The sequence below is a fragment of the Nonomuraea sp. NPDC003560 genome (genome assembly GCF_042878785.1).
Lineage (GTDB): Bacteria > Actinomycetota > Actinomycetes > Streptosporangiales > Streptosporangiaceae > Nonomuraea.
Genome location: NZ_JBIAOF010000011.1, coordinates 310729 through 336043 on the forward strand (window position 1 = coordinate 310729; position 25315 = coordinate 336043).

29 protein-coding genes are annotated in these 25315 nt (G+C 71.7%); 17 read left to right on the top strand and 12 right to left on the bottom strand.

Translation table 11 applies throughout. From position 1 onward, the window contains the following. Positions 1-63 precede the first annotated feature (63 nt). From ACFYUV_RS36990 to ACFYUV_RS37005, 4 genes are all read right to left on the bottom strand, one after another. On the bottom strand, positions 64-2232 hold the full coding sequence (locus tag ACFYUV_RS36990; protein WP_387677264.1) for a hypothetical protein: 2169 nt from the start codon (positions 2230-2232) through the stop codon (positions 64-66). Between the two features lie 226 nt (positions 2233-2458). Continuing rightward, a complete protein-coding gene (locus tag ACFYUV_RS36995; protein WP_352352883.1) occupies positions 2459-3235 on the bottom strand; it encodes a methyltransferase domain-containing protein in 777 nt (258 codons plus the stop codon). A 101-nt stretch (positions 3236-3336) separates the two neighbouring features. Further along, complete coding sequence (locus ACFYUV_RS37000; RefSeq protein WP_387677267.1) at positions 3337-4308, bottom strand: ABC transporter substrate-binding protein; 972 nt, start codon at positions 4306-4308, stop codon at positions 3337-3339. Between the two features lie 119 nt (positions 4309-4427). Then, positions 4428-4658 carry a hypothetical protein gene (locus ACFYUV_RS37005; RefSeq protein ID WP_387677270.1) on the bottom strand — a complete coding sequence of 77 codons (231 nt, stop codon included), beginning with the start codon at positions 4656-4658 and terminating at the stop codon, positions 4428-4430. Positions 4659-4763: 105 nt separating this feature from the next. Between ACFYUV_RS37005 and fdxA the strand changes: the two genes are divergently transcribed. The 3 genes from fdxA (at position 4764) to ACFYUV_RS37020 (ending at position 7008) form a co-directional block, all read left to right on the top strand. Then, positions 4764-5090, top strand: coding sequence for a ferredoxin (fdxA, locus tag ACFYUV_RS37010; protein WP_106240826.1), 327 nt, complete (start codon positions 4764-4766; stop codon positions 5088-5090). 94 nt (positions 5091-5184) lie between these two features. Further along, positions 5185-6255, top strand: coding sequence for a succinyldiaminopimelate transaminase (dapC, locus tag ACFYUV_RS37015; protein WP_387677273.1), 1071 nt, complete (start codon positions 5185-5187; stop codon positions 6253-6255). Positions 6256-6333: 78 nt separating this feature from the next. Continuing rightward, positions 6334-7008, top strand: a complete 675-nt coding sequence (locus tag ACFYUV_RS37020; protein ID WP_387677275.1) for a DUF4178 domain-containing protein — start codon at positions 6334-6336, stop codon at positions 7006-7008. Between the two features lie 22 nt (positions 7009-7030). Here ACFYUV_RS37020 and ACFYUV_RS37025 read toward each other — a convergent pair whose 3' ends face one another. Further along, positions 7031-7888 (bottom strand): hypothetical protein, encoded by an 858-nt coding sequence (locus tag ACFYUV_RS37025; protein ID WP_387677278.1) that lies wholly within the window; start codon positions 7886-7888, stop codon positions 7031-7033. On the opposite strand from ACFYUV_RS37025, the gene ACFYUV_RS37030 reads away from it, so the two are divergent. The 6 genes from ACFYUV_RS37030 (at position 7887) to ACFYUV_RS37055 (ending at position 12645) form a co-directional block, all read left to right on the top strand. Beyond that, complete coding sequence (locus tag ACFYUV_RS37030; RefSeq protein ID WP_352325370.1) at positions 7887-8705, top strand: 2,3,4,5-tetrahydropyridine-2,6-dicarboxylate N-succinyltransferase; 819 nt, start codon at positions 7887-7889, stop codon at positions 8703-8705. The genes ACFYUV_RS37025 and ACFYUV_RS37030 overlap by 2 nt on opposite strands. Continuing rightward, complete coding sequence (gene dapE, locus ACFYUV_RS37035) at positions 8705-9760, top strand: succinyl-diaminopimelate desuccinylase (RefSeq protein ID WP_387677280.1); 1056 nt, start codon at positions 8705-8707, stop codon at positions 9758-9760. Before ACFYUV_RS37030 ends, dapE begins: the two co-directional genes overlap by 1 nt. Positions 9761-9998: 238 nt before the next feature. Beyond that, positions 9999-10799, top strand: a complete 801-nt coding sequence (locus tag ACFYUV_RS37040) for a TIGR00730 family Rossman fold protein (protein WP_352352877.1) — start codon at positions 9999-10001, stop codon at positions 10797-10799. A gap of 11 nt (positions 10800-10810) precedes the next feature. After that, complete coding sequence (locus ACFYUV_RS37045; RefSeq protein WP_387677283.1) at positions 10811-11395, top strand: TIGR00730 family Rossman fold protein; 585 nt, start codon at positions 10811-10813, stop codon at positions 11393-11395. Between the two features lie 72 nt (positions 11396-11467). Further along, the gene (locus ACFYUV_RS37050; protein ID WP_387677286.1) at positions 11468-12103 is read left to right on the top strand and encodes a hypothetical protein; all 636 of its coding nucleotides are present in this window, start codon (positions 11468-11470) and stop codon (positions 12101-12103) included. Beyond that, positions 12100-12645 carry a DNA-3-methyladenine glycosylase I gene (locus ACFYUV_RS37055; RefSeq protein WP_357974337.1) on the top strand — a complete coding sequence of 182 codons (546 nt, stop codon included), beginning with the start codon at positions 12100-12102 and terminating at the stop codon, positions 12643-12645. Before ACFYUV_RS37050 ends, ACFYUV_RS37055 begins: the two co-directional genes overlap by 4 nt. A 21-nt stretch (positions 12646-12666) precedes the next feature. On the opposite strand, the gene ACFYUV_RS37060 is transcribed toward ACFYUV_RS37055, so the two are convergent. Beyond that, positions 12667-13428: an enoyl-CoA hydratase-related protein gene (locus tag ACFYUV_RS37060; protein WP_358294613.1), complete on the bottom strand. Its 762-nt coding sequence runs from the start codon at positions 13426-13428 to the stop codon at positions 12667-12669. Positions 13429-13439: 11 nt separating this feature from the next. Further along, positions 13440-14237, bottom strand: a complete 798-nt coding sequence (locus ACFYUV_RS37065) for a PaaX family transcriptional regulator C-terminal domain-containing protein (protein WP_387677288.1) — start codon at positions 14235-14237, stop codon at positions 13440-13442. 159 nt (positions 14238-14396) lie between these two features. Between ACFYUV_RS37065 and ACFYUV_RS37070 the strand changes: the two genes are divergently transcribed. Together ACFYUV_RS37070 and ACFYUV_RS37075 are read left to right on the top strand one after the other, a co-directional pair. After that, a complete protein-coding gene (locus tag ACFYUV_RS37070; protein WP_020545024.1) occupies positions 14397-14564 on the top strand; it encodes a DUF3117 domain-containing protein in 168 nt (55 codons plus the stop codon). A gap of 75 nt (positions 14565-14639) precedes the next feature. Next, positions 14640-16055 (top strand): leucyl aminopeptidase, encoded by a 1416-nt coding sequence (locus ACFYUV_RS37075; RefSeq protein WP_387677290.1) that lies wholly within the window; start codon positions 14640-14642, stop codon positions 16053-16055. A 24-nt stretch (positions 16056-16079) separates the two neighbouring features. On the opposite strand, the gene ACFYUV_RS37080 is transcribed toward ACFYUV_RS37075, so the two are convergent. After that, positions 16080-16718 carry an O-methyltransferase gene (locus ACFYUV_RS37080; protein ID WP_352325381.1) on the bottom strand — a complete coding sequence of 213 codons (639 nt, stop codon included), beginning with the start codon at positions 16716-16718 and terminating at the stop codon, positions 16080-16082. Between the two features lie 161 nt (positions 16719-16879). Between ACFYUV_RS37080 and sigE the strand changes: the two genes are divergently transcribed. The 4 genes from sigE (at position 16880) to ACFYUV_RS37100 (ending at position 20360) form a co-directional block, all read left to right on the top strand. Continuing rightward, positions 16880-17512: an RNA polymerase sigma factor SigE gene (gene sigE, locus ACFYUV_RS37085; RefSeq protein WP_352325382.1), complete on the top strand. Its 633-nt coding sequence runs from the start codon at positions 16880-16882 to the stop codon at positions 17510-17512. A 1-nt stretch (position 17513) separates the two neighbouring features. Continuing rightward, positions 17514-18038 (top strand): anti-sigma factor, encoded by a 525-nt coding sequence (locus tag ACFYUV_RS37090; RefSeq protein WP_352325383.1) that lies wholly within the window; start codon positions 17514-17516, stop codon positions 18036-18038. Positions 18039-18194: 156 nt separating this feature from the next. Then, complete coding sequence (locus ACFYUV_RS37095) at positions 18195-19907, top strand: trypsin-like peptidase domain-containing protein (protein ID WP_387677293.1); 1713 nt, start codon at positions 18195-18197, stop codon at positions 19905-19907. 87 nt (positions 19908-19994) lie between these two features. Further along, the gene (locus tag ACFYUV_RS37100; protein WP_358294385.1) at positions 19995-20360 is read left to right on the top strand and encodes a sec-independent translocase; all 366 of its coding nucleotides are present in this window, start codon (positions 19995-19997) and stop codon (positions 20358-20360) included. A gap of 68 nt (positions 20361-20428) precedes the next feature. Here ACFYUV_RS37100 and ACFYUV_RS37105 read toward each other — a convergent pair whose 3' ends face one another. Continuing rightward, positions 20429-21568, bottom strand: a complete 1140-nt coding sequence (locus tag ACFYUV_RS37105) for an Mrp/NBP35 family ATP-binding protein (protein WP_358294384.1) — start codon at positions 21566-21568, stop codon at positions 20429-20431. Between the two features lie 160 nt (positions 21569-21728). On the opposite strand from ACFYUV_RS37105, the gene ACFYUV_RS37110 reads away from it, so the two are divergent. After that, positions 21729-22190, top strand: a complete 462-nt coding sequence (locus tag ACFYUV_RS37110) for a MarR family winged helix-turn-helix transcriptional regulator (RefSeq protein WP_387677296.1) — start codon at positions 21729-21731, stop codon at positions 22188-22190. Here the strand turns inward: ACFYUV_RS37110 and ACFYUV_RS37115 are convergent. Continuing rightward, entirely contained in the window at positions 22174-22641 is a 468-nt protein-coding gene (locus tag ACFYUV_RS37115) for a DUF1003 domain-containing protein (protein WP_387677298.1), read from the bottom strand. The two genes, ACFYUV_RS37110 and ACFYUV_RS37115, sit on opposite strands and share 17 nt — an antisense overlap. Next, a complete protein-coding gene (locus ACFYUV_RS37120) occupies positions 22631-23839 on the bottom strand; it encodes a magnesium transporter MgtE N-terminal domain-containing protein (RefSeq protein WP_387677300.1) in 1209 nt (402 codons plus the stop codon). The genes ACFYUV_RS37115 and ACFYUV_RS37120 overlap by 11 nt, the downstream gene beginning before the upstream one ends. Positions 23840-23938: 99 nt before the next feature. Here ACFYUV_RS37120 and ACFYUV_RS37125 point away from each other — a divergent pair, with 99 nt between their 5' ends. Continuing rightward, the gene (locus tag ACFYUV_RS37125) at positions 23939-24889 is read left to right on the top strand and encodes a DMT family transporter (protein ID WP_387677302.1); all 951 of its coding nucleotides are present in this window, start codon (positions 23939-23941) and stop codon (positions 24887-24889) included. A 33-nt stretch (positions 24890-24922) separates the two neighbouring features. Here ACFYUV_RS37125 and ACFYUV_RS37130 read toward each other — a convergent pair whose 3' ends face one another. After that, the gene (locus tag ACFYUV_RS37130; RefSeq protein ID WP_387677305.1) at positions 24923-25291 is read right to left on the bottom strand and encodes a hypothetical protein; all 369 of its coding nucleotides are present in this window, start codon (positions 25289-25291) and stop codon (positions 24923-24925) included. Positions 25292-25315 lie beyond the last annotated feature (24 nt).

Here is a 25315-nt window from a genome sequence, read left to right on the forward strand (position 1 = left end):
CTGAGCCAGTGCGCCGAGCTCCCCTGGAAAGTCAGGGCCGATCGCGAGCCGCGGCACGGGCGGTCAGTCCAAGAGGGCGAGCAGGTCGCGGTCGCCGCGTTCGCGGAGCCTGGTGAGCAGGTCGGGCAGCCCGACGGGGCCGGTGAGCCCGATCCTCGTCGCGATCACCCTGGCCGCCTGGTCCCGGGTGCCGCCCGGCGCCGTGTAGCCGACCAGGCGCAGCGCCTTGGTGATGCTCTCGGCGTTCTGGGCGGCGACCGGCAGGTGACGGGCGCGCAGGACGCCCTCGTCCGACAGCGTGAGGAACAGGTGGCCGCCCTCCTTGGCGCCGACGTCAACGAGCAGGCGCTCGATGGACTCCAGCACCGGCCTGCCGTGCCAGGTCATGGTCAGCTCGCCCGCCGCGCTCCTGACCGCCCGGCTCTCGCCGGGGGACAGGCCCAGGTAGGCCGCGAAGCCCGTCGGGAGGGCGCACTCGCCGCCGGCCAGCTGCTCGGCCGTCACGTCGATCCGCAGCCACCAGCGGCCGTCCGGCTGGCGGAAGCAGCGCCTGGTCTGGGAGACGTCCTTGAGCGGCTGGTACGGCTTGTTCTGCTCCGCCCCGCCGTTGCCCTCCGCGGGCGGCGGCGGGACCGGCGTGAACGCCTGGAACTGCGGCGGACCGGCCGGACTGACCGGACCGGGAGGACTGGCCGGACCGGGCGGACTGGCCGGCGGCGGTGGCATGGGCGGTGGCGGCAGGGGAGGCGGCGGCTGCATCGCGGCGAACGCCGAGTGCGGCTGCTGGAACTCCACCGGCTGCTGGAACTCCGCCGGCTGGTTCGGCTGCGCGGGCAGCGTGGCCAGCACGAACTGCCAGGCCGGCACCTCCAGCGCGCGGATCTCCCTGGCGTGCCAGTCGGCCGCGCCGATCAGCTGCTCCTTGGGCGCGGCCGGGCCCAGCGTCCTGCGCAGCTCGTCCAGGTGGGCGCGGTACGGCGCGGCCTCCTCGCTGGCCAGCCACTGGTCGAGACGGACGCGCAGCTCCCGCTCGGTGGCGGAGATGTCGGCCGGGGGGACGGCGAACAGCTTGGCCAGCTGGTCGACCGCCGAGGGCTCGTCGGTGAAGACGCGGTTCTGCGCCACGGCCCAGCTCTTGTCGTCGAGCCCGGCGAACGCGGCCTCGATCAGCTCGGACAACTCCGCGCCGCCCTCGGCGGGCTCGTCGTGCGGACCCGCGGCGGCCTGCCCCTGCTCGGGGTGCGCGACAGGCGCCTCCGGCTCGGGCCGCTCAAGGAGCGCCTCGTGCTCGGAGTCCGCCTCGCCGGGTTCGGCGTGCTCGGGTTCCGCGTGCTCGGCGTCGGCCTCGGGCTCCGCGTGCTCGGCCCCGGGTGCCGCGTGCTCGGCCCTGGGCTCCGCGTCGGCCTCGGAGTGCTCGAAGTCGGCCTCGCGCTCGGGCTCGGCCTCGCGCTCGGGTTCAGTTTCGGTGTCGTGCTCGGCGTGCGCCTCAGGCTCGGCGTGCGCCTCGGGCTGGGCGGCCTCGGCCCGCTCCTCCTCCCGCCCCTCAAGGACCTCAGGGACGTCGGCGGAGCTGTCGAGGTCGGCGGGTTCGCGCCGTTCAGCCTCTTCGTCGTGATCGTCCGGCGAGAAGGGCTCCGGCTCGCCGCCGACCCCCTGCGCCTCCAGCGCGGACGCCTCCGCGGCGGCGGGCTCGGGCGCGGGCTCCTCGGCGGCGTCGAGCACGGGCTCGGCCTCGGGCCGCGGCACCTCCTCGACGACCGGCTCGGAGTCGGCGTCGAGCACCCGCTCGCCGTCACGGCCGGCCGCCTCCCCGACGGCCTCCGCAGCGGCGCCGCCCTCAGGGAACGCGGGCTCATGGGCGAGCTCCGCCGCCACGACGGCGTCCGCCGGGGCCGCGAGAGCCACCGGTACGTGCGCCTCGGCCTGCCGCCCGCCCGCGTACGGATGCGCCAGCCGGACGAGCACCGCCCCGAACAACGTGTTGAGCACCGGCCGGGCCTGGATGAACGGCTGGTCCACCAGCTCCCGCCCGGTCAGCGAGAGCAGCCCCGTCCACGACCCGGCGCGGTCGAGCGCGATGGCGACGGCGGGTTCGTCGGCCTCGTCCGGGTCCAGGACGTGCAGAGCCGGCAGGACGTCGCCGATGGCGGCGGCCGGCCAGTGCTCCAGCGCGATCTCGGTCAGCAGCTCGCCCAGTGACTCCGGGCCGATGGCTGCGAGCACCAGCGGCATGGGCAGGCTTCGCCACCACGCGTCCGGCAGATCCGGCTGCCCGGTCAGTAGCGTGATCGTCGACGCGTCGCTCCACCTCAACGGTGGCACGAGGTCGCTCAGGCAGAAGTTCATCCCGTTCCGTTCACCAGCCCCTCACGCCGCCGGAGCGGCGCAGCCAACATCTCGCCGCCCACGGAACAGACCATAGTCCGGCAAAACAGCCCTACGCATCATGCACTACGCATCAGCGCCGAACAGCGGCAAAGCGTAGACGCACGTAGTCGGCCATCCAGCCCGTCTCCCTCCGGAGGGCGGGCGCGGCCAGCTCGTTGACCCGTCCGAGCAGGGGGTCCACGATCTCCGGCGGCAGTCCTTCGAGCACGGACGAGGCGAACATGCGCACCCAGTCGGCGGCCCCGCCGGGGCACTCGTCGAGCGGCGTCGGCCGGTCGAAGTACTCCAGCAGGCGGACCACGAAGCCCTCCTGCTCCAGCCGGCGCGCGTACTCGGCGGGCGTGGGGAAGTACCACGGCAGATCGGGCTCGCGCAGGCCGTACTCGCGCCAGGCGGTCAGCATCGCGGCGGTCAGCTCCGCGCAGTTGCCCGCGCCGCCCATCTCCGCGACGAACCGGCCGCCCGGCTTCAGCGCCTCGCGGACGTTGGCGATCACGGTGGCGGGGTCGCGGCTCATCCAGTGGAGTGCCGCGTTGGAGAAGACGGCGTCGTAGGGGTCCACCACGGTGAAGTCGTGGCCGTCGCCGATGATGAAGTCGATCCCCGGGTACTGGGCCAGCGCCTTCTCGATCATGGCGGCGGAACCGTCGATGCCCAGGACGTCCGCGCCCCTGAAGGCGATCTGCGCGGTCAGCACCCCGGTGCCGCACCCGAGGTCGAGCACGCGCTCCCCGGGCTGCGGGTCGAGGAGGTCGACCAGCGGCGCGCCCTGGGTGGAGACGTACCCGAAACTGCTGTCGTAGGCGCGACTGTTCCACCGCTCCAAGCTCGGTGCGTCGTATCGCAAGACGATCAGCTCACATTCGTCAGACATCGGGCCCCCGTGGCCGTGCTGTCCGTTCACTTTAGAGCCTGATCGTCTCTACGACATATCAAGTCACAACGGACTCATCCCACGCTCTTGCTCCATTCCCGCTTGAGGTACGCCTTCGCCGCGTCCGTCTGCGGGATCGTCATGAGCACGGGCGGGCCGGCGGCCTTGGGCAGCCGGGCGGCCTGCTCGGTGTCGAGCTTGCCCTTCATGAGCATGGCCTCGCCGCGCGCCGGGCGGGCGTAGCCCTTCTGCAGCAGGTTCTGGCCCTCGTCGGAGAACAGGAACTCCTGCCACAGCCGGGCGGCGGCCGGATGCGGGGCGGTCTTGCTGATCGCCTGGACGTGGTACCCGCCGAACGGCGCGTCGCGCGGGATCGTCACCTCCCAGGAGTCGGCGTGGTCGGCGCTACGGGTCGCGTTGAGGTGGTCCCAGTCGATGATCACGTTCGCCTTGGCCGGCTCGACGAGCTGCCCGGCCTGCTTGAGCTTGGCGAACAGGTCCACCCCCTGCCTGGCGTCCGGTTTGGCGCCGGCCTTCATGGACGCCGCCATCACGCCGCCGAACGCCGCCGCCGAGCGCAGCGGGTCGCCGTCGAGCGCGACGCGGTAGCCGGGCTTGAGCAGGTCGGCGAAGGAGGCCGGGGCCTTGACCTCGCGCGGGTCGTAGCCGATCGACATGTAGCCGCCGTACGCGCCGTACCAGGCCCCCTTGGGGTCCTTGACGAAGTCGGGCAGGTCCTGCCAGCCCGCCACCTTGTACGGCGCGAACTTGTCGGCCCCGTAGACGGCCATGTCCAGGGTGAGATCGAACACGTCCGGCTTGAGCTGGTCGGCGGCGTCGAGCTCACGCTTGCTGCTGGCGCCCGGCTCCAGCTCGTTGACCTTGATGTCGTACTTGTCGGCGAAGGTGTCGATGATCTCGCCGTAGTTCACCCAGTCGTGCGGCAGGCCGATCACGGTGAGCTGGCCCTCGCGCTTGGCGGCCTCGGCCAGGCGCTCCATCGTGCCGAAGCCCTGCTTCAGCGACGCGGCCCGGACGTTGAGCACCGGAAGGTCCTTCGACCCCTCGGACGTGGACGGCGATGTGGACGCGCCGCATCCGGCGCTGGCGAGAACGGCTGCTACGGCGGCGCAGATACGTACGGTCACACAATGAATACTTACCGTTACTTCGCCTGAGGTCGAGGAGGCGCGACCGGAACGACCTTGGCCGCGACCAGCGATTCCTCGTCGATCTCCACCAGAGTGCCGTCCCGCTTGCGAACGCGCAACACGCCGTCCGTCCAGGACTCGAGCACGCCGACGGCGTCCCGGAAGCCTTCTGGGACGCGCCTTCGAGTGGTGATCCGTGCGCCTATGTCCTGAGTTGTGATCGCGACGACGAGGCGTGCGGCCATGAGTTTGCCACCCTCCGTTTCGGCCAGCTGGCAAGCACGGCAATACTAGGGCGTAGCAAACCGCGGTCAGAGTCATGCCATGGTGCGGAGAAAAAGGAGCTCGAGGTGACCTACGTCATCGCGCAGCCTTGCGTGGACGTCCTGGACAAGGCGTGCATCGAGGAGTGCCCCGTCGATTGCATCTACGAGGGCGAGCGCATGCTTTACATCCACCCCGACGAGTGCGTGGACTGCGGCGCGTGCGAGCCTGTGTGCCCCGTCGAGGCCATCTTCTACGAGGACGACCTTCCCGAGCAGTGGAAGGACTTCTACAAGGCGAACGTGGACTTCTTCGAGGACCTCGGCTCGCCCGGAGGCGCCTCGAAGGTGGGCAAGATCGAGAAGGACCACCCGGTGGTGGCCGCGCTGCCGCCGCAGGGCGAGGACCACTAGCGAGTCGCGTGCGCCGGGGCCGTCCACGTCGGGCGGCCCCCGCGCGCCCGCGTCCGCCGCAGGCGTGTACGGCCCCGAACGACCCTGGAGAACCGTGAACAAGCTGCCCGACTTCCCCTGGGACCGGCTCGAACCGTACAAGGAACGCGCCCTGGCGCACCCCGACGGCATCGTCGACCTCTCGGTCGGCACCCCCGTCGACCCGGTGCCCGAGGCCGTCCAGCAGGCGCTGCGCGATTCGGCGGACAGCCCCGGCTACCCGCTGACCCACGGCACGAAGGCGCTGCGCGAGGCCGCCGCCGGCTGGCTGCGGCGCCGCCACGGCGTCACCGTCGACCAGCAGGACGTCCTGCCGCTGATCGGCTCCAAGGAGTTCGTCGCCTGGCTGCCCACCTATCTCGGCGCCCGGCGGGTGGTCTTCCCCGAGCTGGCCTACCCCACCTACGACGTGGGCGCCCGGCTCGCCGGCGCGACCGCCACCGCCTCCGACAGCACGCTGTCGGTCGGCCCCGAGCACGTCGACCTGCTCTGGATCAACTCCCCGGGCAACCCGACCGGGCGCGTGCTGCCCGCCGAACACCTGCGCAAGGTGGTCTCCTGGGCGCGCGAGCGCGGCACGGTCGTGGCCTCCGACGAGTGCTACATCGAGCTCGGCTGGGAAGAGGAGCCGGTCTCCATCCTCCATCCCGACGTCTGCGGGGGCTCCCACGAGGGGCTGCTCGCCGTCCACTCGCTCTCCAAGCGCTCCAACCTGGCCGGCTACCGGGCCGGGTTCGTGACGGGCGATCCCGTCCTGGTCAAGCGGCTGCTGGAGACGCGCAAGCACGCCGGCATGCTCATGCCGAAGCCGGTCCAGGACGCGATGACGGTCGCGCTCGGCGACGACGCGCACGCCGAACGCCAGCGCGAGCTGTACTCCGCGCGGCGCGCCGTGCTGCGTCCCGCGCTGGAGCGGGCGGGGTGGACGATCGACCATTCGACCGCCGGTCTGTACCTATGGGCGTCGAATGGGCAGAACGCGTGGGATCAAGTGAGTAAGCTTTCCGAAATCGGGATTTTGGTCGCGCCGGGAGACTTCTACGGATCGGCTGGTGGACGGCACATCCGCGTCGCGATGACCGCCACCGACGAACGCATCAGTGCGGCCGTGCGCCGCCTCCAGTAGGATCGCCCGTCGTAACGCACGGACAAATTGAAAAAAAGGCGTCTGCCGAGACAGACCGCGAGTGGAGCGAGCTGACGGATGAGCATGACCTCCATGGTCGTACTCGGGCTGAGCATCGCCACCGTCCTGTTGTTGCTGGGGGCGTTCCTGGCCACCATGCGGCAGGACAGGAGGGGCCGGGCGAGCGCGCCGCCGCCACCGGCCGAGGTCGCTCCGGTCGAGGCCCCGCTGCCGGCGCCGGTCGAGGCCCCCGGGCATGCCGGCACCGACTACGCCGACCCTCGCACGATCCAGGTCGCCGACCGGATCGAGGTGCACGGCTCCCCCTACCGGGTGCTCGGCGCGATGCACGTCTCCTGGCAGGGCCGGCAGTGGATCGAATACCTGCTGCGCGACGTCGCCCGCCGCCGCCTGTGGCTCTCCGTCGAGGTGCGCGAGGGCAAGGCCGCGGGCGAGGCGTCCCATCTTGAGGTGCTGCTGTGGACCGAGGTGCCGACGCAGGGCATGGTCCCGGCCAAGAGCATGCTGATCATGGAGGGCGTGGAGTTCTTCCCGATCCAGCGCGGCACCGCGGCCTTCAGGAGCGAGGGCGAGACCGGCAACCCCGAACGCGGCCTGCTCGACTTCGCCGACTACCACGCCTCCGACGGCCGTCTGCTCTCCTTCGACCGCATCCAGGGCCACGCCTGGAGCGCCAGCTACGCCCAGCCGCTGCCGCCGGGCTCGATCACCATCGTCACCCGCGCCACCTGACGGCCACCGGAGACGCGGGCGGTCAGGACAGCTCGACCTCGCCGTCGCCGGCCTGGCCGCCCTTCTTCCAGCCGTCCGCCTCGACGTCGTTGACCCAGGTCGCGCCGCTGTAGCCGACGCGCCGCAGCTGGTACTTCTCCGCGTACGCCACCGACCAGGACGCCACCAGCCAGCCCCGCTTCTTCGTCGTGATCGCCGGATCGCCGAGCGCCCTGGCCAGCTGCTTGCGCGCCTCGGCGGTCTTGGCCCGCGGCGCGGGCGTCTGCTTGGGCGGCGGATACCAGCAGTGGACGGACCTGGGCACCCGGCCGGTGAAGGCGGCGGCGAGGATCTTGGCGTCCTGCTCGTGCTGCGCGTACGCGTAGCCGCCCGCCGACCGCTGCACCTCCTGGGCCGCCTCGGCCAGCGGCAGCTTGCGGTAGTTCTTGACCTTCACCAGGGCGGCGAAGAACTTGTTGCTGGCGTAGACCGGGTCCATCAGCTGCTTCTTGCGGCCCCAGCCCTGCGACTCGCGCTGCTGGAACACGCCCACCGAGTCGCGGTCGCCCCAGGAGAGGTTGCGCAGCTTCGACTCCTGCAACGCGGTGCCGTACGCGATGACGACGGCCCGCTCGGGCAGGCGGCGGCGGGCCGCGACCGCGGCGATGGTCGCGGAGACCTGCGCCTGCTCCGGATCGAGGGTCAGGACGCCCTCGGGGGTGCGCACCATGCAGTAGGCCTCCGGGAGGACCAGCGGCGTCGCTCGCTTGAGCAGGAGGTAGAGCCCCACGGAGACGCCGACGGCGAGCACCACGACGATGATCGCGATGGTGATGACTCCACGGGAGAAGCGCAGGCGCACCCTGAAGAACCTACCCGGCCGGATAAGCTCCGTGGCCATGAGTCACGTGATGTCCCCGGTGGTGGACGAGCTGTGGGAACGACGCGCGGAGCTGTCCCCGGCCGACGTGGAGGCCCGCATCCAGGTCGTCGGCGCCGTCGACCTGCTGGACAAGGGTGAGGCGAGGGTCGCCCGCCTGGTCGGCGGCGAGGTCGTGGTGGACGAGCGGGCCAAGCGCGCGATCCTGCTCGCCTTCCGGCTGCTGGGCATGGCACGTTCCCAGGTGGGCGACTTCCAGCACCACGACAGGGTGCCGCTCAAGACCTCCTTCGAGGGGGTGCGGGTGGTGCCGGGCGCCATCGCGCGCTGGGGCTCGTACCTGGCGCCGGGGGTGGTGCTGATGCCGTCGTTCACGAACATCGGCGCGTACGTGGACTCGGGCACCATGGTCGACACGTGGGCCACGGTGGGCTCATGCGCCCAGATCGGAAAGAACGTGCACCTGTCCGGCGGAGTGGGCATCGGCGGCGTCCTGGAGCCGCCGGGCGCGGTGCCGGTCGTCGTGGAGGACGACGCGTTCATCGGCAGCCGCTCGATGATCGTCGAGGGTGCGCGGGTGGGCCGGGGCGCGGTGATCGGGGCGGGCACGATCCTGTCCGGCACGATCCCCGTGATCGACGTCCAGACGGGCGAGGAGCTGGCCAGGGGCAGGGTGCCCGACTGGTGCGTGGCGGTCGGCGGCACGCGGCAGAAGGAGTTCCCCGGCGGCACGTTCGGGCTGCCGTGCGTGCTGGTGATCAAGCGTCTGGAGCCGGAACAGCGGCACGACAAGGCGGCACTCAACGAGGTGCTGCGCGAACATGGAGTGAACACGTGATGCTGGACCTGACACAGGATGTACGCGCGCTGACCGCCGCGATCGTGGACATCGAGTCGGTGAGCGGCGACGAGAAGGCCCTGGCCGACGCGGTCGAGCGGGCGCTGTCCGCGCTGCCGCACCTGAAGGTCGACCGCTCCGGCGAGACGATCGTGGCCCGCACCGACCTCGGCCGGGCCGAGCGGGTGCTGATCGCGGGCCACCTCGACACGGTCCCGGTCGCGGCCAACCTGCCCAGCCGGGTGGAGGGCGACCTGCTCTACGGCTGCGGCACCTCCGACATGAAGGCGGGCGTGGCGGTCGCGCTGAAGCTGGCGGCCACCGTCCCGGCCCCCAACCGCGACGTGACGTACGTCTTCTACGACTGCGAGGAGATCGAGGCCGAGCGCAACGGCCTGACCAGGATCGCCAGGGACCACCCCGAGTGGCTGGCGGCCGACTTCGCGGTGCTGATGGAGCCGACCGACGGCGTGATCGAGGGCGGCTGCCAGGGCACCCTGCGCGCCGACGTCACCGTGACCGGCAAGCGGGCCCACAGCGCGAGGTCGTGGTACGGGGTCAACGCCGTCCACGGCATCGAGCCGGTGCTGGCCAGGCTCAACGCCTACGAGGCGCGGCTGCCGGTGGTCGACGGGCTGGAGTACCACGAAGGGCTCAACGCGGTCGCGGTGCGCGGCGGCGTGGCCGGCAACGTCATCCCCGACGAGTGCGTGGTCAGCGTCAACTACCGGTTCGCCCCCGACCTGACGGTCGAGCAGGCCGAGCAGCACGTGCGCGAGGTGTTCGAGGGCTACGAGGTGAGCTTCCTCGACGCGGCGCCCGGGGCGAGGCCCGGCCTGACGCATCCCGTGGCCGCCGCCTTCGCCGCCGCGGTCGGCGGCACCCCGCGCGCCAAGCTGGGCTGGACGGACGTCTCCCGCTTCTCCGCGCTCGGCGTCCCGGCCGTGAACTACGGCCCCGGCGACCCCAACCTGGCGCACCAGCAGGGCGAGTACGTGTCGCTGCCGAAGATCACGGAGAGCGAGCGGGCCCTGCTCAACTGGCTGACAAAATGAAAGTGGCTTTCCTCGCCGGCCATTTGGCGGGGAAAGCCACTTTCAGTCCCGAGCAGCACCCTCGGCAGTTAGACGCAGGGGGGTCGAAATTCGGTTCCCTGCTTTTCCCAAGATTTTTTCGGCGCCTTCATCTGGCCTTCGACCTGGGCGTTCATCCTCGAAGTGTCCGCTTCGGCGGGCGCGGCCGGGGTCGGGAACGGCGCCGCGGGCCGGTACGGAGAGGACTAGCGTGACCACCATGGAACAGAAGCAACGAGCCGAACGCCGTCAGGGGCAGGCGGTCGTGCGCGGGAGTCTCGTCCCCAGCTCCACCCACGACCAGCGGCTGCTCGACCGGCAGGGTCCCTCCGACTGGGTGCACATGGACCCGTGGCGGGTGCTGCGCATCCAGGCCGAGTTCGTGGAGGGGTTCGGCCAGCTCGCCGAGCTGCCCGCGGCGATCACGGTCTTCGGCTCGGCCCGCACCCCCGAGGGCACCCCCGAATACCAGATGGGCCGGCGGCTCGGCCGGGCGCTGGCCGAGTCCGGCTACGCGGTGATCACGGGCGGCGGCCCCGGCGTCATGGAGGCGGCCAACCGGGGCGCCTCCGAGGTCGAGGGCGCGGTCTCGGTCGGGCTCGGCATCGAGCTGCCGTTCGAGCAGCGCATGAACGACTACGTCGACCTCGGCATCGAGTTCCGCTACTTCTTCGTGCGCAAGACGATGTTCGTCAAGTACTCGCGCGGCTTCATCGCCCTTCCCGGCGGCTTCGGCACGCTCGACGAGCTCTTCGAGGCGCTGACGCTGGTCCAGACCCACAAGGTCACCTCGTTCCCGGTCGTGCTGATGGGCTCGGAGTTCTGGGGCGGCCTGCTCGACTGGATCAAGAACACCCTGCTCGGCACCGGCAAGATCGCCGCCCAGGACCTCGACCTGATCTCCGTCACCGACGACCCCGACGAGGCCGTGCGGATCATCGCCGACTCCGACCGGGCCCGCTCCCGCCAGCGGGAGGAGGAGCTGGAGGCCGCCGCCGCCCAGACCGCGGAGCCCCAATAGGCTGTCGGCCCGTGAACATCTGCGTCTTCTGCGCCTCCAGCCTCCGCATCGACAGGAAGTACGTCGACCTGGCCGAAGAGGTGGGCGCCGAGCTCGCCAGGCGTGGTCACACGCTGGTGAGCGGCGGCGCCACGGTCTCGTGCATGGGCGCGGTCACCTCCGCCGCCCGCGCCGCCGGCGGGTTCACGGTCGGCGTGATCCCGCAGGTGCTGGTGGACATCGAGGTGGCCGACACCGACTCCGACGAGCTGATCGTCACCGACGGCATGCGCGAGCGCAAGGGCGTCATGGACGCCCGCTCCGACGCCTTCCTCGTGCTGCCCGGCGGCATCGGCACCCTGGAGGAGCTGTTCGAGATCTGGACGGCGCGGGTGCTCGGCATCCACGACCGCCCGCTGGTGATCCTCGACCCCTGGGGCCTGTACCAGCCGCTGCGGCAGCTCGTCTCCGGCATGCACGCCGAGGGCTTCACCCGGGCCGACGTCTTCGACGCGATCTCCTGGACGACCACGGTCGAGGAGGCGTTCGCCCATCTCGAAGCGCGTCCGCAGCCGGTCCGTCCGAGCGTCGCCGAGCTGGGTGAGGCCACCGGCTGAGCAGCCTGCCCCGATTGCCCGCACTTGTGGTAGATCGCTGAACGTGCTCGTCCATATGAGTACGATGCCAATGTGCTGGTCATACTCGCCATCGCCGCGATCGCCATCCTGGCCTGCGTGGTCCTGGTCTCCCTCGGCAGAGGCGGGGAGCTGACCGAGTTCCCGCCGGACGTCCCGCCGCTCGACCTGCCCGAGGCCGGACAGCTCACGGCGGTCGACTTCATGGCGCTGCAACTGCCGGTCAACCTGGTCGGCTACCACACGCAGAGCGTCGACGAGACCCTGCGCCGGGCCGCCCAGGCCATCAGCGCCCGCGACACCAGGATCGCCGTCCTGGAGCAGCGGGTGTCGGAGCTGCTGTCCAGCCGGCTGCACGCGCGCCAGGAGATCTACGCCACGCCCGGGGCCGGGCTGCGCACCGACCACGAGCCCGAGGCGCCCGCCGCGCCCAGGGAGCTGCCGGAGTCCGGCGACCCGGTCACGTCGAGCGGCGCGACGGTGGAGTGGGCGGGCGAGCCGGAGCTGCGCGACCCGTCGGAGGAGCCGGACTGGCGCCTCCCGGAGCAGGACGAGCCCAAGGCCGACGAGCCCGAGAACGACGAGCCCGAGAACGACGAGCCCGAGAACGACGAGCCCGAGAAGGACGACGACGACTCCGTGCGCACGACCCCGGGCAAAGAGGACAAGGACAAGGACGAGCGCCCGTGACCGAACTCATCCGGTGCACCTGGCCGGGCATGGGCGACCCGCTGTACATCACCTACCACGACGAGGAGTGGGGCCGCCCGGTCAAGGGCGACGACGAGGTCTTCGAACGCGTGGCGCTGGAGGCGTTCCAGTCGGGCCTGTCGTGGCTGACGATCCTGCGCAAGCGGGAGAACTTCCGCGCCGCCTTCGACGGCTTCTCGACCGTCAAGGTGGCCGCCTACACCGAGCGCGACGTAGAACGGCTGCTCGGCGACGCCGGGATCGTCCGCAACCGGGCCAAGATCGAGGCCGTGATCGGCAACGCCAGGGCCGCGCTCGACCTGCCCGAGGGCCTGTCGGAGCTGGTGTGGCGGTTCGCCGACCCCGACGCGCCGGTGCCCCGGACGATGGCCGACGTGCCCGCCATCACCCCCGGCTCCAAGGCCCTGGCCAAGGAGCTGCGCAAGCACGGCTTCAGGTTCGTCGGCCCGACCACCGCGTACGCGCTGATGCAGGCGATCGGGCTGGTCAACGACCACATCGAGGGCTGCCTGGCCCGCTGAGCGCCCCTGAGCGCCGGCCGGTCAGCGGCCTCTGAACACCGGCCGCTCCTTGGCCAGGAAGGCGCGGGTGGCGTCCTGGTGGTCGTCGGTGGCCACGCACGCGTCCTGCAGGTCGGCCTCCAGCGCGAGCGAGTCGGCCAGCGAGTGCGTGGCGGAGTGGGCCAGCGCGCGCTTGGTGGCGGCGTAGGCCGTGGTCGGCCCGGCGGCCAGGCGTACGGCCAGCTCGTGAGCGGTCTTCGGCAGGTCGTCGGCGGGCACCACCCGCGTGACCAGCCCGAGGTCGAGCGCGGCGGAGGCGTCGAGCGGCTCGCCGAGCAGCAGCAGCTCGGTCGCGCGGCCCCGGCCGACCAGGCGCTGCAACGTCCAGGACGCGCCGGAGTCGGGGGCCAGCCCGATGCCCGCGAACGCCAGCGCGAACTTGGCCTTGTCGGAGGCGACGCGCAGGTCGCAGGCGAAGGCCAGGGCCGCGCCCGCGCCCGCCGCGACGCCGTTGACCGCCGCCACAACCGGCTTGGGCATGGTCGCGATCAGCTCGACGATCGGGTTGTAGTGCTCGCGCACGGTGTCGGCCAGGCCGCGGCCCGCGGCCAGGTTGGCGGCGTGCTCGCGCAGGTCCTGGCCCGCGCAGAAGGCCCGGCCGGAGCCGGTGAGCAGCACCGCCCTGACCTCGGGGTCGGCCGCCGCCCTGCCGACCGCGGCCAGCAGCGCGGCCTTGACCTCGGCCGTGAGCGAGTTCATCGACTCCGGCCGGTCGAGGGTGACGGTGGCGACGGCGTCGGCCATGTCGTAACGGATCACATGAGCTCCCTGTCGACGAACGCGGCGGCTGCGGGCAGCAGCCTGGTGGCCTCCTGCTCGAAGAACGTGCGGGCCTTCTCGCCCGGCCAGCCCGCGGGCAGCAGCTCGGCCGGCAGCCCGGGGTCGCGGAACAGGAAGTTGCGCCAACCGTGCACCAGTCTGCTCCTGGTGGCGAACACCCGGTCGGGCGGGGCGTCCTCGGGCAGGGTGCTGATCAGCGTGACAGCTTCGGCGTGCCAGTGCTCGTACGCCTCGCCGATGGCCGCCAGGTCCCAGGCCCGCGCCACCAGCTCGCGCGGGTCGCCCTCCAGCGCCGCGTCGAACCGGTCGGCCCGCACGCCCTCGCCGTCCAGCAGGTTGTCCAGCTCGATGGAGGAGCGCGGCCCGATCCACGTCGTCTCCGACAGGCAGGCGTAGCCGAGGAAGGTCAGGTCGGCCCTGATCCGTTCCCGGCGCTGGCGCTCCCTGACCGGCTCGATGACGATCACGTGCCAGCGGCCGTGCCAGGCGAGTGTCCCTGATCGGTAAATTCTCAGCGCTGCCTCATCCAGGCGCCTGACACACTTCGGCGTGAGCCCGTAGCCGGCTCCCTGGGGCAGCCGCAGCGGGCGCAACCAGCCCTGCCGGACCATCCGCGAGACCGCCGTGCGGACGGCCGGAGCGGCGATTTCCAGGGGGTTCATGAGCCGTACGAGCGCGGCCACGGTCGCCTGCCCACCGCGCGAACGCAGGTGGTCTCCGTACAGGTCGAAGAGAGCGGCGCGAGCGTGCACGAAGTCCAGTTTGGACGCCATCGCCTGGCTCGACAACGCATTCTGGGAGGAGATCGTTACCCATGAGGGCTCTCGATGCGGGAGAATAGGACATCACAGAAGACGTGAATGCGCCGACCACCCCCTCGGGCGGTCGGAAATCGCGGGCCGCGGGAGCCCAAGGCAGGAAGGGATGCACGCATGGCGGCGATGAAGCCGCGGACCGGCGATGGTCCGCTCGAGGTCACCAAGGAAGGGCGCGGCATAGTCATGCGGGTCCCTCTCGAAGGTGGCGGCCGGCTCGTCGTGGAGATCTCCGCCGACGAGGCAAAGGCGCTCGGCGAGGCGTTGAAGAACGTCGTCGGCTGAGCGCTCCCGAGACAACCTGATCCTCCGACCCTGGCGTAAGTCCGGCGCCAGGGTCGCTGACGTTTGGAGGGTTCCGTGCCCATCGAGACCACCGTCTCCGCGGTCGCCGAGGTTCCTGAGGGCGCCGAGCTGCTGGCCGTGCCCTACGCCGCCGACCTGCGTCCCGCTGTCGAGCCGTACGTCGAGCTGCACCTTCCGGTCGCCGACCTGCTGGCTCACTACGAGGCCAAGGGCGAGGCGGGCGAGATCGTCGAGGTCCCGGTGGCGCGGGCGGGCGGAATCGGGCGCGTGCTCCTGTACGGAGTCGGCGACGGCTCGCCGCGGGCGTTGCGCAGGGCCGGCGCGGCGCTGGCGCGCAAGGTCAAGGGCCGCGACACGCTGACCGTGGTGCCGCCCGAGGGCGACGTGGCGGCGATGGCCGAGGCCGCGCTGCTGGCCGGATACACCTTCAAGATCGGCAAAGAGGGCCGGAAGGGCGTGCGGGCGATCGAGTTCGCCGGCGCCGACGCGGAGCCGGTGCGCCGGGCCGAGATCGTGGCGGAGGCCGTCGCGCTGGCCCGCGACCTGGCCAACATGCCGTCCTCGGTCAAGCATCCCGCCTGGCTCGCCGAGCGCGCCGCCGAGCAGGGCCTGCCGGTGCGGGTGTGGGACGAGGAGCAGCTCCAGGCCGAGGGGTTCGGCGGCATCCTGGCCGTCGGGCGCGGCTCGGTCCGGCCGCCCCGGCTGATCCAGCTCTCCTACGTCCCCGAGCAGCCGGCCGAGCGGCACGTCGTGCTGGTGGGCAAGGGCATCACGTTCGACTCGGGCGGCCTGTCGCTCAAGCCGACCGAGAACATGAAGACCCAGAAGACCGACATGGCGGGCGGCGCGGTGGTGATCGCCGTGCTGGCCGCGCTGGCCCGGCTGGGCGCCCCCGTGCGCGTGACGGGCCTGATCGCCGCCGCCGAGAACATGCCGTCCGGCACCGCCCAGCGTCCCAGCGACGTCATCAGGCACTACGGCGGCCGCACGGTCGAGGTGCTGAACACCGACGCCGAGGGCCGGCTCGTGCTGGCCGACGCGCTGGCCTACGCCGACGCCGAGCTCGACCCCGACGCGGTCGTGGACATCGCCACCCTCACCGGGGCCATCTCCGTGGCGCTCGGCCGCAACGTCGGCGCCGTCTACGCCTCCGACGAAGACCTGGCCGCCCAGCTGCTGGCCGCCGGTCAGGCCAGCGACGACCGGCTCTGGCGCATGCCGCTGATCGACGACTACGCCCCGGCCCTGGAGTCGTCGATCGCCGACCTGGCCAACGTCGAGAGCGGCTCCCGCTACGGCGCCGGGTCCATCACGGCGGCGCTGTTCCTGCGGGAGTTCGCGGGCAAGCGCCCGTGGGCGCACCTCGACATCGCCGGGGTCGGCCGCAGCACGGTCGACGAGGGCACCCTGACCAAGGGCGCGACCGGGTTCGGCGTGCGCGTGCTGCTGGAGTGGCTGACCCGGGGCTGACCCGGGCGCCTCGGGCGGCTCGGGCTAGTCGGCGATCTTCACGGCGGCCAGCAGGCCGTCGCCCAGGGGCATGAGCACCGACCGCAGCCGGTCGTCCCCCTGCACCAGCTTGCCCAGCTCGCGCAGCGAGACCGTGTCGGGGTCGCGCTGCGTGGGATCGGCCACCCGGTCGTGCCACAGGGCGTTGTCGAAGGCCACCACGCCGCCGACGCGCAGCAGGCGCACCGCCTCGGCCAGGTAGTCGACGTACTCCTGCTTGGCGCCGTCGGCGAAGACCATGTCGTAGCCGCCGTCGGAGAGCCGGGGCAGCACGTCGAGCGCCCGGCCCGAGATCAGCCGCACCCGTCCGCCGGAGAAGCCCGCCTCCGCGAACGCCTGCCGGGCCAGCCGCTGGTGCTCGGGCTCGACGTCGACGCTGGTCAGCGTGCCGTCGCCGCGCATGCCGCGCAGCAGCCACAACCCCGAGACGCCGCAGCCGGTGCCGATCTCGACGACCGACTTGGCGTTGACGACGGTGGCGAGGAAGCAGAGCGCCGCCCCGCCCCCGGGAAGGATGGGCACCGCACCCATCTCCAGCCCGCGCTGACGCGCCGCGTGCAGGATCTCATCCTCGTGATGGAACTGCTCCGCATAGGCCAGAGTGGCCTCCACCGGACTGGTCATCGGCCTCCTCCCCCCACTTTCGTGCGATTGGTCACCGATCGCAGCCTAGGGGAGTCACGCCTGCACGGGAACTCAGGACGGTCCGAAGGCGTTGCAGGTTTAAACGGGCTTTGCCGGTCCGGAAGGCAGGCAGTGCGCACGAAGGGACGAAACCAGGCACTATGACGGTAGCGGTGGTCCCAGAGAGAGGAGTGCTGGTGGACGAAAGCGACCACCAGGCGGATACTCCCGTGTCGTCTGATTGGACGCCTCCCACATGGGAGGAAGTGGTGCGGACTCACTCCGCACGCGTGTACCGGCTGGCGTACCGGCTTACCGGCAATGTCCACGATGCCGAAGACCTCACGCAGGAGGTCTTCGTCAGGGTCTTCAGGTCGCTGTCGAGCTACACCCCCGGCACGTTCGAGGGCTGGCTGCACCGGATCACGACGAACCTGTTCCTCGACATGGCGCGGCGCAAGCAGCGCATCAGGTTCGAGGGGCTGGCCGACGACGCCGCCGAGCGGCTGCGCGGCCGCGAGCCGTCGCCGGCGCAGGCGTTCGACGACGCCCACCTGGAGCCCGATATCCAAGCCGCCCTCGACGCGCTCGCCCCCGAGTTCCGGGCCGCGATCGTGCTGTGTGACATCGAGGGCCTGTCCTACGAGGAGATCGCGGCCACGCTCGGCGTCAAGCTGGGTACGGTCCGAAGCCGTATTCACCGTGGCCGGGCGCAGTTGCGGGAGGCGCTCGACCATCGGGCCCCCCGTACTACCCAACTCCCCCCGACCGTGATCAGTGGGGAGGAAGTCTGATATGGCTCATCTAGGAGAACGCGTTTCGGCGCTCGTCGACGGAGAGCTGAACCACACCGAGCGCGATCGCGCGCTCGCCCACCTGACCTTCTGTGCTGACTGCCGGCGGGAGGTCGAGTCGATGCGGGCGCTGAAGTCGCGCCTGCGCTCGCTCGACGGCCCGGCGATGCCGGCCGATCTGACCATGTCGCTGCTGCGCATGGCGGAGCCGGGCGGGCCGCTGCCGCCGAGGGAGCGCCCTTTTCCTACCCGTACGTTCGGGGGGGTGCCCATTCCTGGGCCCCACAGCATCGCGCCCCTGGACAACCGCCCGCGCCGGGACGCCACCGCTGGGGCCTCGGGCCCTGGGCGGGGCGGTAGGCGACGCGGGGCCTACGTCGCGGTGGGCGTGGTGTCCGCCGCCGTCGCACTCGGCACCTTCTTCGCGGTCTCGGGCACAGGGCCCCAGACCTCGCCGCCGCCGGTCGAGCTCTGGCGGGTCCAGCACTCACCGGCCACCAGCGCGCCGCCCACCGCCACGCCTTGAACCGGGGGCTCGCCTGGGATACTCGGGTGGCGTAGTCGACGATGCCAGGGGCATACGATCTGGGTTCGGGATTTGTCGCAAACAAAGCCTTTTATGACCCTCGTATGCCGCCAGAGCAAAGATTGCGGTGGCCGAGCAAGGAGTGGTGAGACGTAGATGACCGACGAGACGCGCCCGGGCGAAGGACGCACGACGTCGGACTTCCCCGAGCCACAGGGGCGGCCGGAGTTCCTGCCCGCCGACGAGCCGGGCGAGCAGGCGGACCGCCGGTCCGACCCGCCCGCCTCGTTCGGCGCGTCCTGGGGCGACCCGTCGGGCCGCTCCGACACCCCGGGCGTGTCACCGTACGAACCGCCCGGCCGTACCGACAGTCCTGCGTCGGCCTACGAGCCGCCGAGTCGTTCGGAGAGCCCGGCGTCGCCGTACGAGCCGCCGGGCCGTTCCGATGCTGTGCCGCCGCAGGACGGGGGCACGCGGGCGTACGAGGGCCCGTCGTTCGAGAGCCCCACGGGGCCGCGAGGGTTCGAGAGCCCGTTCGAGAGCCCTGGCGGCACGCGGGCCTACGACACACCGTCCTTCGGGCCGGCGGAGACCGGGCCGCGGCCGATGCAGCCGCCGCCCTTCATGGGCGCGTACGGCGGCAACCACCCGCCGCCGCCGCGGCAGGCCCTGGGCATGGGCCCGGGGTGGGCGCCGCCGCCCCAGGGCGGGCCCGGCGCGGGCGCGCTGCCCAGGCGCGGGCTCAACGCCGGCGCGCTGATCGCGATCGCCGTGGCCATCGCGCTGGTGGCCTCCGTGCTCGGCAGCCTCGGCACGTACCTGCTGACCAGGTCGGGCAGCAGCGGCACCGACCCGTCCTACAGCCTCGGCCCGGCCCCGACGGGCGCGACCAACAGGGCGCCCGACTCGGTGGCCGGCGTGGCCGCGCGGGTCCTGCCCAGCGTGGTCTCGCTGGAGGTCGGCAACGGCACCAACACCGAGGGCGCGTCCGGCTCCGGATTCCTGATCAAGAACGGTTACGTGGTGACCAACAACCACGTGGTCGCCATGGCCGCCAAGGGCGGCGAGATCAAGATCATGTTCAACAACCGCAAGACCACCGCGGGCCGCATCGTCGGCCGCGACCCGGGCTCCGACCTGGCCGTGGTCAAGCCCGAGGAGACCTTCGGCACGCCGGAGATCACCCTCGGCAACTCCGACCAGGTCGTGGTGGGCGACCCGGTGATCGCCATCGGCTCGCCGCTCGGCCTCAGCGGCACGGTCACCACAGGCATCGTCAGCTCGCTCAACCGTCCGGTCATCGCCGGCGACGAGACGGGCGCCGCCACCGAGGAGCCCGCCTACATCAGCGCCATCCAGACCGACGCCGCCATCAACCCCGGCAACTCCGGCGGCCCGCTGGTCAACGGCCGGGGCGAGGTGGTCGGGGTGAACTCGGCCATCGCCACCCTCAGCCGTTCGGTGAACAGCCAGAGCGGCAGCATCGGCCTGGGCTTCGCGATCCCGGTGAACCAGACGCGGCGGGTGGCCGAGGAGCTGATCACCACGGGCAAGGCCAAGCGTCCCAAGATCGGCATCGTGCTGGACAAGGACTACAAGGGCCAGGGCGTGCGCATCGCCTCCGAGCCCGCCGAGGGCCGCCAGCCGGTCGACGCCAACGGCCCCGCCGACAAGGCCGGGCTGAAGGCGGGCGACGTCATCCTGGAGGTCGACGGGCTGGCGCTGCAGGACGGCAACGAGCTGATCGCCCTCATCCGCAGCAAGGCGCCGGGCGCCAAGATCACCATCAAGTACCAGCGCGCCGGAGCGGAACGCACCGCCACCCTCACCGTCGTCGCCGACGATCAGCCGGCTCCCACCCCGTCCTGAGTGATATGACCCATGGGGGACGGTTCAGCCACGGGCTGGAGCCTTTAGTCTGTGGAGAGGATTGTGGACTGCGGGTAGGAGCGTACGGTGTTCGGACTCGGGTGGATGGAGGTCGGAGCGCTGATCGTCATCGCGCTCCTGGTCTTCGGTCCTGACAAGTTGCCGCAGGCCGCCTCGCAGGCGGGCAAGACACTGCGCAACCTGCGGCGCATGGCCAACAACGCGCGCGACGACCTGCGGGCGGGCCTCGGGCCGGAGTTCCAGAACTTCGACCCCGCCGACCTCAACCCGAAGAACTTCGTCCGCAAGCACCTCCTCGACGAGCTGGAGGACGACTGGAACGGCCGCCCCAAGGATCTGGAGCCGGCCGCCGTCGCGTCCTACGACGCCGCTGAGCCGCCGTCGGAGCTCGCCTATGGCGAGCTGCCCCCCTACGACTCCGAGGCCACCTGACACACCCTGCAGACGCGCGACGGGCCCGCCCAGCTTCCGCTGGGCGGGCCCGTCTTCGCGTGAGCGGGTCAGGAACGGTTGGGCGCGAGGCCGAGCTGCATGCCCTTGATGCTGGAGGAGCGCTTGCTCAGACCGGCGGCGATCTTCCGCAGCTCCGCGGCGGCGGGCGAGTCGGGGTCGGTCAGCACCAGCGGCTTGCCCTCGTCGCCGCCCTCGCGCAGGCGCAGGTCGATCGGCACCTGGCCGAGCAGCGGGACGCGGGCGCCCAGCGTGCGGGTCAGGGCGTCGGCGACGGTCTGGCCGCCGCCCTCGCCGAACACGGCCACGCGCTCGTCGCAGTGGGGGCAGGGCAGCCAGGACATGTTCTCGATGACGCCGGCGATCTGCTGGTGGGTCTGGGCGGCGATCGAGCCGGCCCGCTCGGCCACCTCGGCGGCGGCCTGCTGGGGCGTGGTCACGACCAGGATCTCCGCCGACGGGAGCCGCTGCGCCACCGAGATGGCGATGTCGCCGGTGCCCGGCGGCAGGTCGAGCAGCAGGACGTCGAGGTCGCCCCAGTAGACGTCGGCCAGGAACTGGTGGAGCGCCCGGTCGAGCATCGGGCCGCGCCACACGACCGGCGTGTTGCCCTCGGGCTTGAACATGCCGACGGAGATGACCTTGATGTCGTGCGCCGACGGCGGCATGATCATGTCCTCGACCTTGGTGGGACGCTCGGCGGCGCCCAGCATGCGAGGAATGCTGTGACCGTAGATGTCGGCGTCGACGATGCCGACCTTGAGGCCGTTGGACGCCATCGCGGCGGCCAGGTTGACCGTGACCGACGACTTGCCCACGCCGCCCTTGCCGCTCGCGACGGCGAAGACGCGGGTCAGCGAGCCGGGCTGGTTGAAGGGGATCTCCTTCTCCGGGCCCCGGTCGCCCCGCAGCTTGGTCTGCAGGGTCTTGCGCTGCTCGGCGCTCATGACGTCGAGCTCGATCTGGACGTCCGTCACGCCGCCGACCTTGCCGACCGCCGTCTTCACGTCGCGGGTGATGGTGTCCTTCATCGGACAGCCTGACACGGTGAGGTAGACGCCCACCCGGACCGCGCCGTCGGGGGCGATCTCGATGTTCTTGACCATGTCGAGGTCCGTGATCGGGCGACGGATCTCGGGGTCGATGACGGTGGCGAGGGCGGCCGTCACCTGTTCCTGGGTTGGTGCCATCGAAGTCTCGGCACGAGGGAGTGCCGTCCCTCCTTAGTCGGTCTATGTGTGACAGGCGCTGAAAGCCAGTGAGAAATGCCCCTCCATGGTATGAACCAGGGGCGCCGCTCAGTTAATCCGCGCTGTTAGGTGTCTGTGCAACAACGTCTAAGGTTACTGCGTGACTCTGCTGCGCGACGAGGGGCTCACCGCCGAGGAACTGGCGGTCTGGCGGATGTTGCAGCGGGCCCAGGTGCGCATCGCCCGCCGCCTGGAGGCCGAGCTGCTGGTGGCCCACGATCTGCCGCTGGCCTCGTACGAGGTGCTGGCGCAGCTCGCCGAGGCGCCGGGGCGGCGGCTGCGCATGAACGACCTGGCCGACCGCGTGCTGCTCTCGCGCAGCGGGCTGACCAGGCTGATCGACCGGTTGCAGCGCCACGGGCTGGTCGGGCGGGAGGCGTGCTCCGACGACGCCCGCGGGCTGTTCGCGGTGCTGACCGAGCCGGGCGCCGCGCGGCTGGCCGAGGCCACGCCGACCTACCTGCGCGGGGTCAAGAACCAGTTCCTCGACCTGCTGGGCGCGGGCGACCTCGGCGAGGTGCGGGCGCTGCTGGCCAGGCTCGACGTCACTGACGTTTGTTGAGCTCCTCCAGCAGCCGGCCGAGCTCGGCGCGCAGGTAGTCGCGGGTGGCGACCTCGTTGAGTGCCAGGCGCAGGCCGGCGATCTCGCGGGTGAGGTACTCGATCTCGGCCTGGTTGCGATCGGCGGCCTCGCGGTCCTGCTCGTACTGGATGCGGTCGCGGTCGTCCTGGCGGTTCTGGGCGAGCAGGATGAGCGGCGCGGCGTAGCTGGCCTGGAGCGACAACATCAGCGTGAGGAAGATGAACGGGTACGGGTCCCACTTGAGCGCCGGGGGAGCGGCGATGTTCCAGATCACCCAGATCGCCACGAACACCGTCATGTAGACGATGAAGCGGGCCGTGCCGAGGAAGCGGGCGATGCGCTCCGAGAGGCGGCCGAACGCCTCGGGGTCGTAGTGCGGGCGCAGCGATCGGCGCAGCGCCCGCGGCTGGTCGAGCCGGTCAGTGGTCACGGTGGTCCCCCTCGCGCCAGTCGTCGGGAAGCAGGTGGTCGAGGACGTCGTCGACGGTCACCGCGCCGACCAGCCTGCCCAGCTCGTCCACGACCGGGGCGGCGACCAGGTTGTAGTTGGCCAGGAAGGCGTGGACCTGGCGCAGGGTGAAGTCGGGCCTGATCGGGTCGAGCGAGGGGTCGAGCACGCGGCCGAGCAGCGTCGAGGGCGGCTCGCGCAGCAGCCGCTGGAAGTGCGAGACCCCCAGGTACGTGCCGGTCGGCGTCTCGGTGGGCGGCCTGGTCACGTAGACCTGGGCGGCGACGGCGGGCGGCAGGTCCTGCTGGCGGATGTGGGCCAGCGCCTCGGCCACCGTCGCGTTGGGCGGCAGGACGACCGGCTCGCTGGTCATCACGCCGCCCGCGGTGTCGTCGGCGTAGGTCAGCAGCCGCCGCACCGGGGCCGCCTCGCCGGGCTCCATGAGCGCCAGCAGCCTGGCCGCCTGGTCCTCGGGCAGGTCGTGCAGCAGGTCGGCGGCGTCGTCGGGGCTCATCTCCTCCAGGACGTCGGCGGCCCGTTCGGGTTCGAGGGTGCCGAGGATGCCGATCTGGTCGTCGGGCGGCAGCTCCTCCAGCACGTCGGCCAGGCGGTCGTCGGCGAGCTCGCGGGCGATCTCGATGCGCCGCTTGCTGGGCAGCTCGTGCAGGGCGCTGGCCATGTCGGCGGCGCGCAGCGACTCGAACGCGGCGATCAGCCCGGCCGCGCCCTGGTCCTTCTGCAGGGTGTCGAAGCCGGACACCTCGGTCCAGTCGACCGTCCTGGGCTCGCGCCGGCGGCCCTTGAAGAGCGCGACCTTGGTGATCTCCCACCGGGACGGCAGGGTCTCCTCCATGGCGACGTCGTAGACGGTCATGGGCTCGTCGCCGACGCGCACGGACAGGTCGAGCACCTCGCCGATGACCAGGGTCTCCGAGGCGCGCTGCTCGAACCTGCGCATGTTCAGCCGCCCGGTGAAGACGACCGCGCCCGCCTCGATGCGGCGCACGCGGGTGATCGGGAGGAACACCCGGCGGCGCGGCTGCACCTCGACGACCATGCCGTGCACCTGGGGGTTGCCGGTGATGCGCAGGCCCACGACCACGTCGCGGACCCGGCCGATCTGATCGCCCGTGGGGTCGAAGACGGGGGTCCCCGCCAGCCGGGCCACGAAGATCTTCACGTGGGCCAGGCTAACAGTGAGACGCCGTTGCGCCCCGGTTGCCTGGCATGTCAGTATCAAACGCATTTAACGCTGATTACTGGGCACTAGGGGTACACCATGAGGCTGGCGGGGCTCGCACTGGCATTCGTGTCGTCGTGTTGTTTCGCGTTCTCCGGGCCGATGGCCAAGTACCTCATCACCGCCGGGCTGGCGCCGGTCGAGGCCGTCTGGACCCGGATGGCGGGCGCCGGGCTGCTGCTGGTCGCGGTGCTGGCGGTGGTCAAGCCGCGGGCCCTGCGCATCCCGCGGGCCCGGCTGCCGTTCCTCGGGCTCTACACCGTGATGGCCGTCGCGGGCGTGCAGTCGCTCTACTTCGTCGCCATCACCCGGCTGCCGGTGGGGATCGCGCTGCTGCTGGAGTTCATGGCGCCGGTGATGGTGGTGGCCTGGGTCCGGCTCGTCCGCAAGGTACGCCTGGCCGGGGCCGCGTACGTCGGCGCGGTGATCGCGTTCGTCGGCCTGGCGATCGTCGTCGAGGCGTGGCAGGGCATGCGCCTGGACGCGGTCGGCCTGCTCCTCGGCCTGCTGGCCGGGGCGTGCTGCGCCGGGTACTTCCTGATGGGCGACAGCATGGGCCCCGACATCGACCTGCTCGGCCTGGTCGCCTGGGGCATGGTCGGCTCGGCCGTCGTGCTCGTCCCCTTCGCGCAGCCCTGGGACATCCCCTGGGAGGCCTTCACGGTCTCCGTCGCTCCGCAGGGCGGCACGACGCTGCCGGTGCTGGGGGCGTACCTGTGGCTGGTGCTGGTGGCGACCGCGCTGGCGTACATCCTCAGCATGAACATGGTGCGGCGGCTGTCGGCGGCGGTGGGGGCGACGGTCGCCTCGCTGGAGGTCATCGGCGGCGCGGTGGTCGCGTGGGCGCTGGTCGGCGAGACGCTGGGGGTGTTCCAGATCGTCGGCGGGCTGATCGTGCTCGGCGGCGCGCTGCTCGCCCAGACCGCCACCTCGGGCGGCGAACCGGCCGCCGCCCCGGACCGGCCGGCCGAGATCACCGCCCAGGTGTGAGCCCGGCCGCCGCGGGCCCGGCGCGGCCGAGGGTCAGCGGTCCGGAGTGAGGCGCAGGACGGTCGAGTCGCGGGCCCAGCGCTCGGTCAGGTGCTCACTGTCGGGGGCGTTGAGCCGCTCCTTGGCCAGCACCGCCACGGCGTCGGCCGCCGCGGCCTGGTCGACGACCGAGACCGCCGCGTCGAACTCCACCAGCCGCGCGCCGTTGTCCTTGCTGCGCAGCGTCACGCGCACCCGGTCGAGCGCGCCGAGCCCCGGCAGGTCCTGCTCGCCGCCGCCGGTCACGAGGTAGATGGCGCCGTCGTGCCAGGCGTGCCAGGCCAGGCGCGGGCGGTCGAGGGCGAGCCAGAGGATGCCGGACTTCTTGGCGCCCTCCTCGATGGCCGCGATGTCGTCGCTCACGATCAGACTGTAACCCCCGAACCG

Bases quoted from the DNA above. Each gene is read 5' to 3' on its own strand.
- ACFYUV_RS36990 (WP_387677264.1), bottom strand. From the start codon at position 2,232: ATGCCGCTGGTGCTCGCAGCCATCGGCCCGGAGTCACTGGGCGAGCTG.
- ACFYUV_RS37005 (WP_387677270.1), bottom strand. From the start codon at position 4,658: ATGGCCGCACGCCTCGTCGTCGCGATCACAACTCAGGACATAGGCGCA.
- ACFYUV_RS37020 (WP_387677275.1), top strand. From the start codon at position 6,334: ATGAGCATGACCTCCATGGTCGTACTCGGGCTGAGCATCGCCACCGTC.
- ACFYUV_RS37030 (WP_352325370.1), top strand. From the start codon at position 7,887: ATGAGTCACGTGATGTCCCCGGTGGTGGACGAGCTGTGGGAACGACGC.
- ACFYUV_RS37025 (WP_387677278.1), bottom strand. From the start codon at position 7,888: ATGGCCACGGAGCTTATCCGGCCGGGTAGGTTCTTCAGGGTGCGCCTG.
- dapE (WP_387677280.1), top strand. From the start codon at position 8,705: ATGCTGGACCTGACACAGGATGTACGCGCGCTGACCGCCGCGATCGTG.
- ACFYUV_RS37040 (WP_352352877.1), top strand. From the start codon at position 9,999: ATGGAACAGAAGCAACGAGCCGAACGCCGTCAGGGGCAGGCGGTCGTG.
- ACFYUV_RS37060 (WP_358294613.1), bottom strand. From the start codon at position 13,428: ATGGCCGACGCCGTCGCCACCGTCACCCTCGACCGGCCGGAGTCGATG.
- ACFYUV_RS37065 (WP_387677288.1), bottom strand. From the start codon at position 14,237: ATGGCGTCCAAACTGGACTTCGTGCACGCTCGCGCCGCTCTCTTCGAC.
- ACFYUV_RS37070 (WP_020545024.1), top strand. From the start codon at position 14,397: ATGGCGGCGATGAAGCCGCGGACCGGCGATGGTCCGCTCGAGGTCACC.
- ACFYUV_RS37080 (WP_352325381.1), bottom strand. From the start codon at position 16,718: ATGACCAGTCCGGTGGAGGCCACTCTGGCCTATGCGGAGCAGTTCCAT.
- sigE (WP_352325382.1), top strand. From the start codon at position 16,880: ATGACGGTAGCGGTGGTCCCAGAGAGAGGAGTGCTGGTGGACGAAAGC.
- ACFYUV_RS37090 (WP_352325383.1), top strand. From the start codon at position 17,514: ATGGCTCATCTAGGAGAACGCGTTTCGGCGCTCGTCGACGGAGAGCTG.
- ACFYUV_RS37095 (WP_387677293.1), top strand. From the start codon at position 18,195: ATGACCGACGAGACGCGCCCGGGCGAAGGACGCACGACGTCGGACTTC.
- ACFYUV_RS37105 (WP_358294384.1), bottom strand. From the start codon at position 21,568: ATGGCACCAACCCAGGAACAGGTGACGGCCGCCCTCGCCACCGTCATC.
- ACFYUV_RS37125 (WP_387677302.1), top strand. From the start codon at position 23,939: ATGAGGCTGGCGGGGCTCGCACTGGCATTCGTGTCGTCGTGTTGTTTC.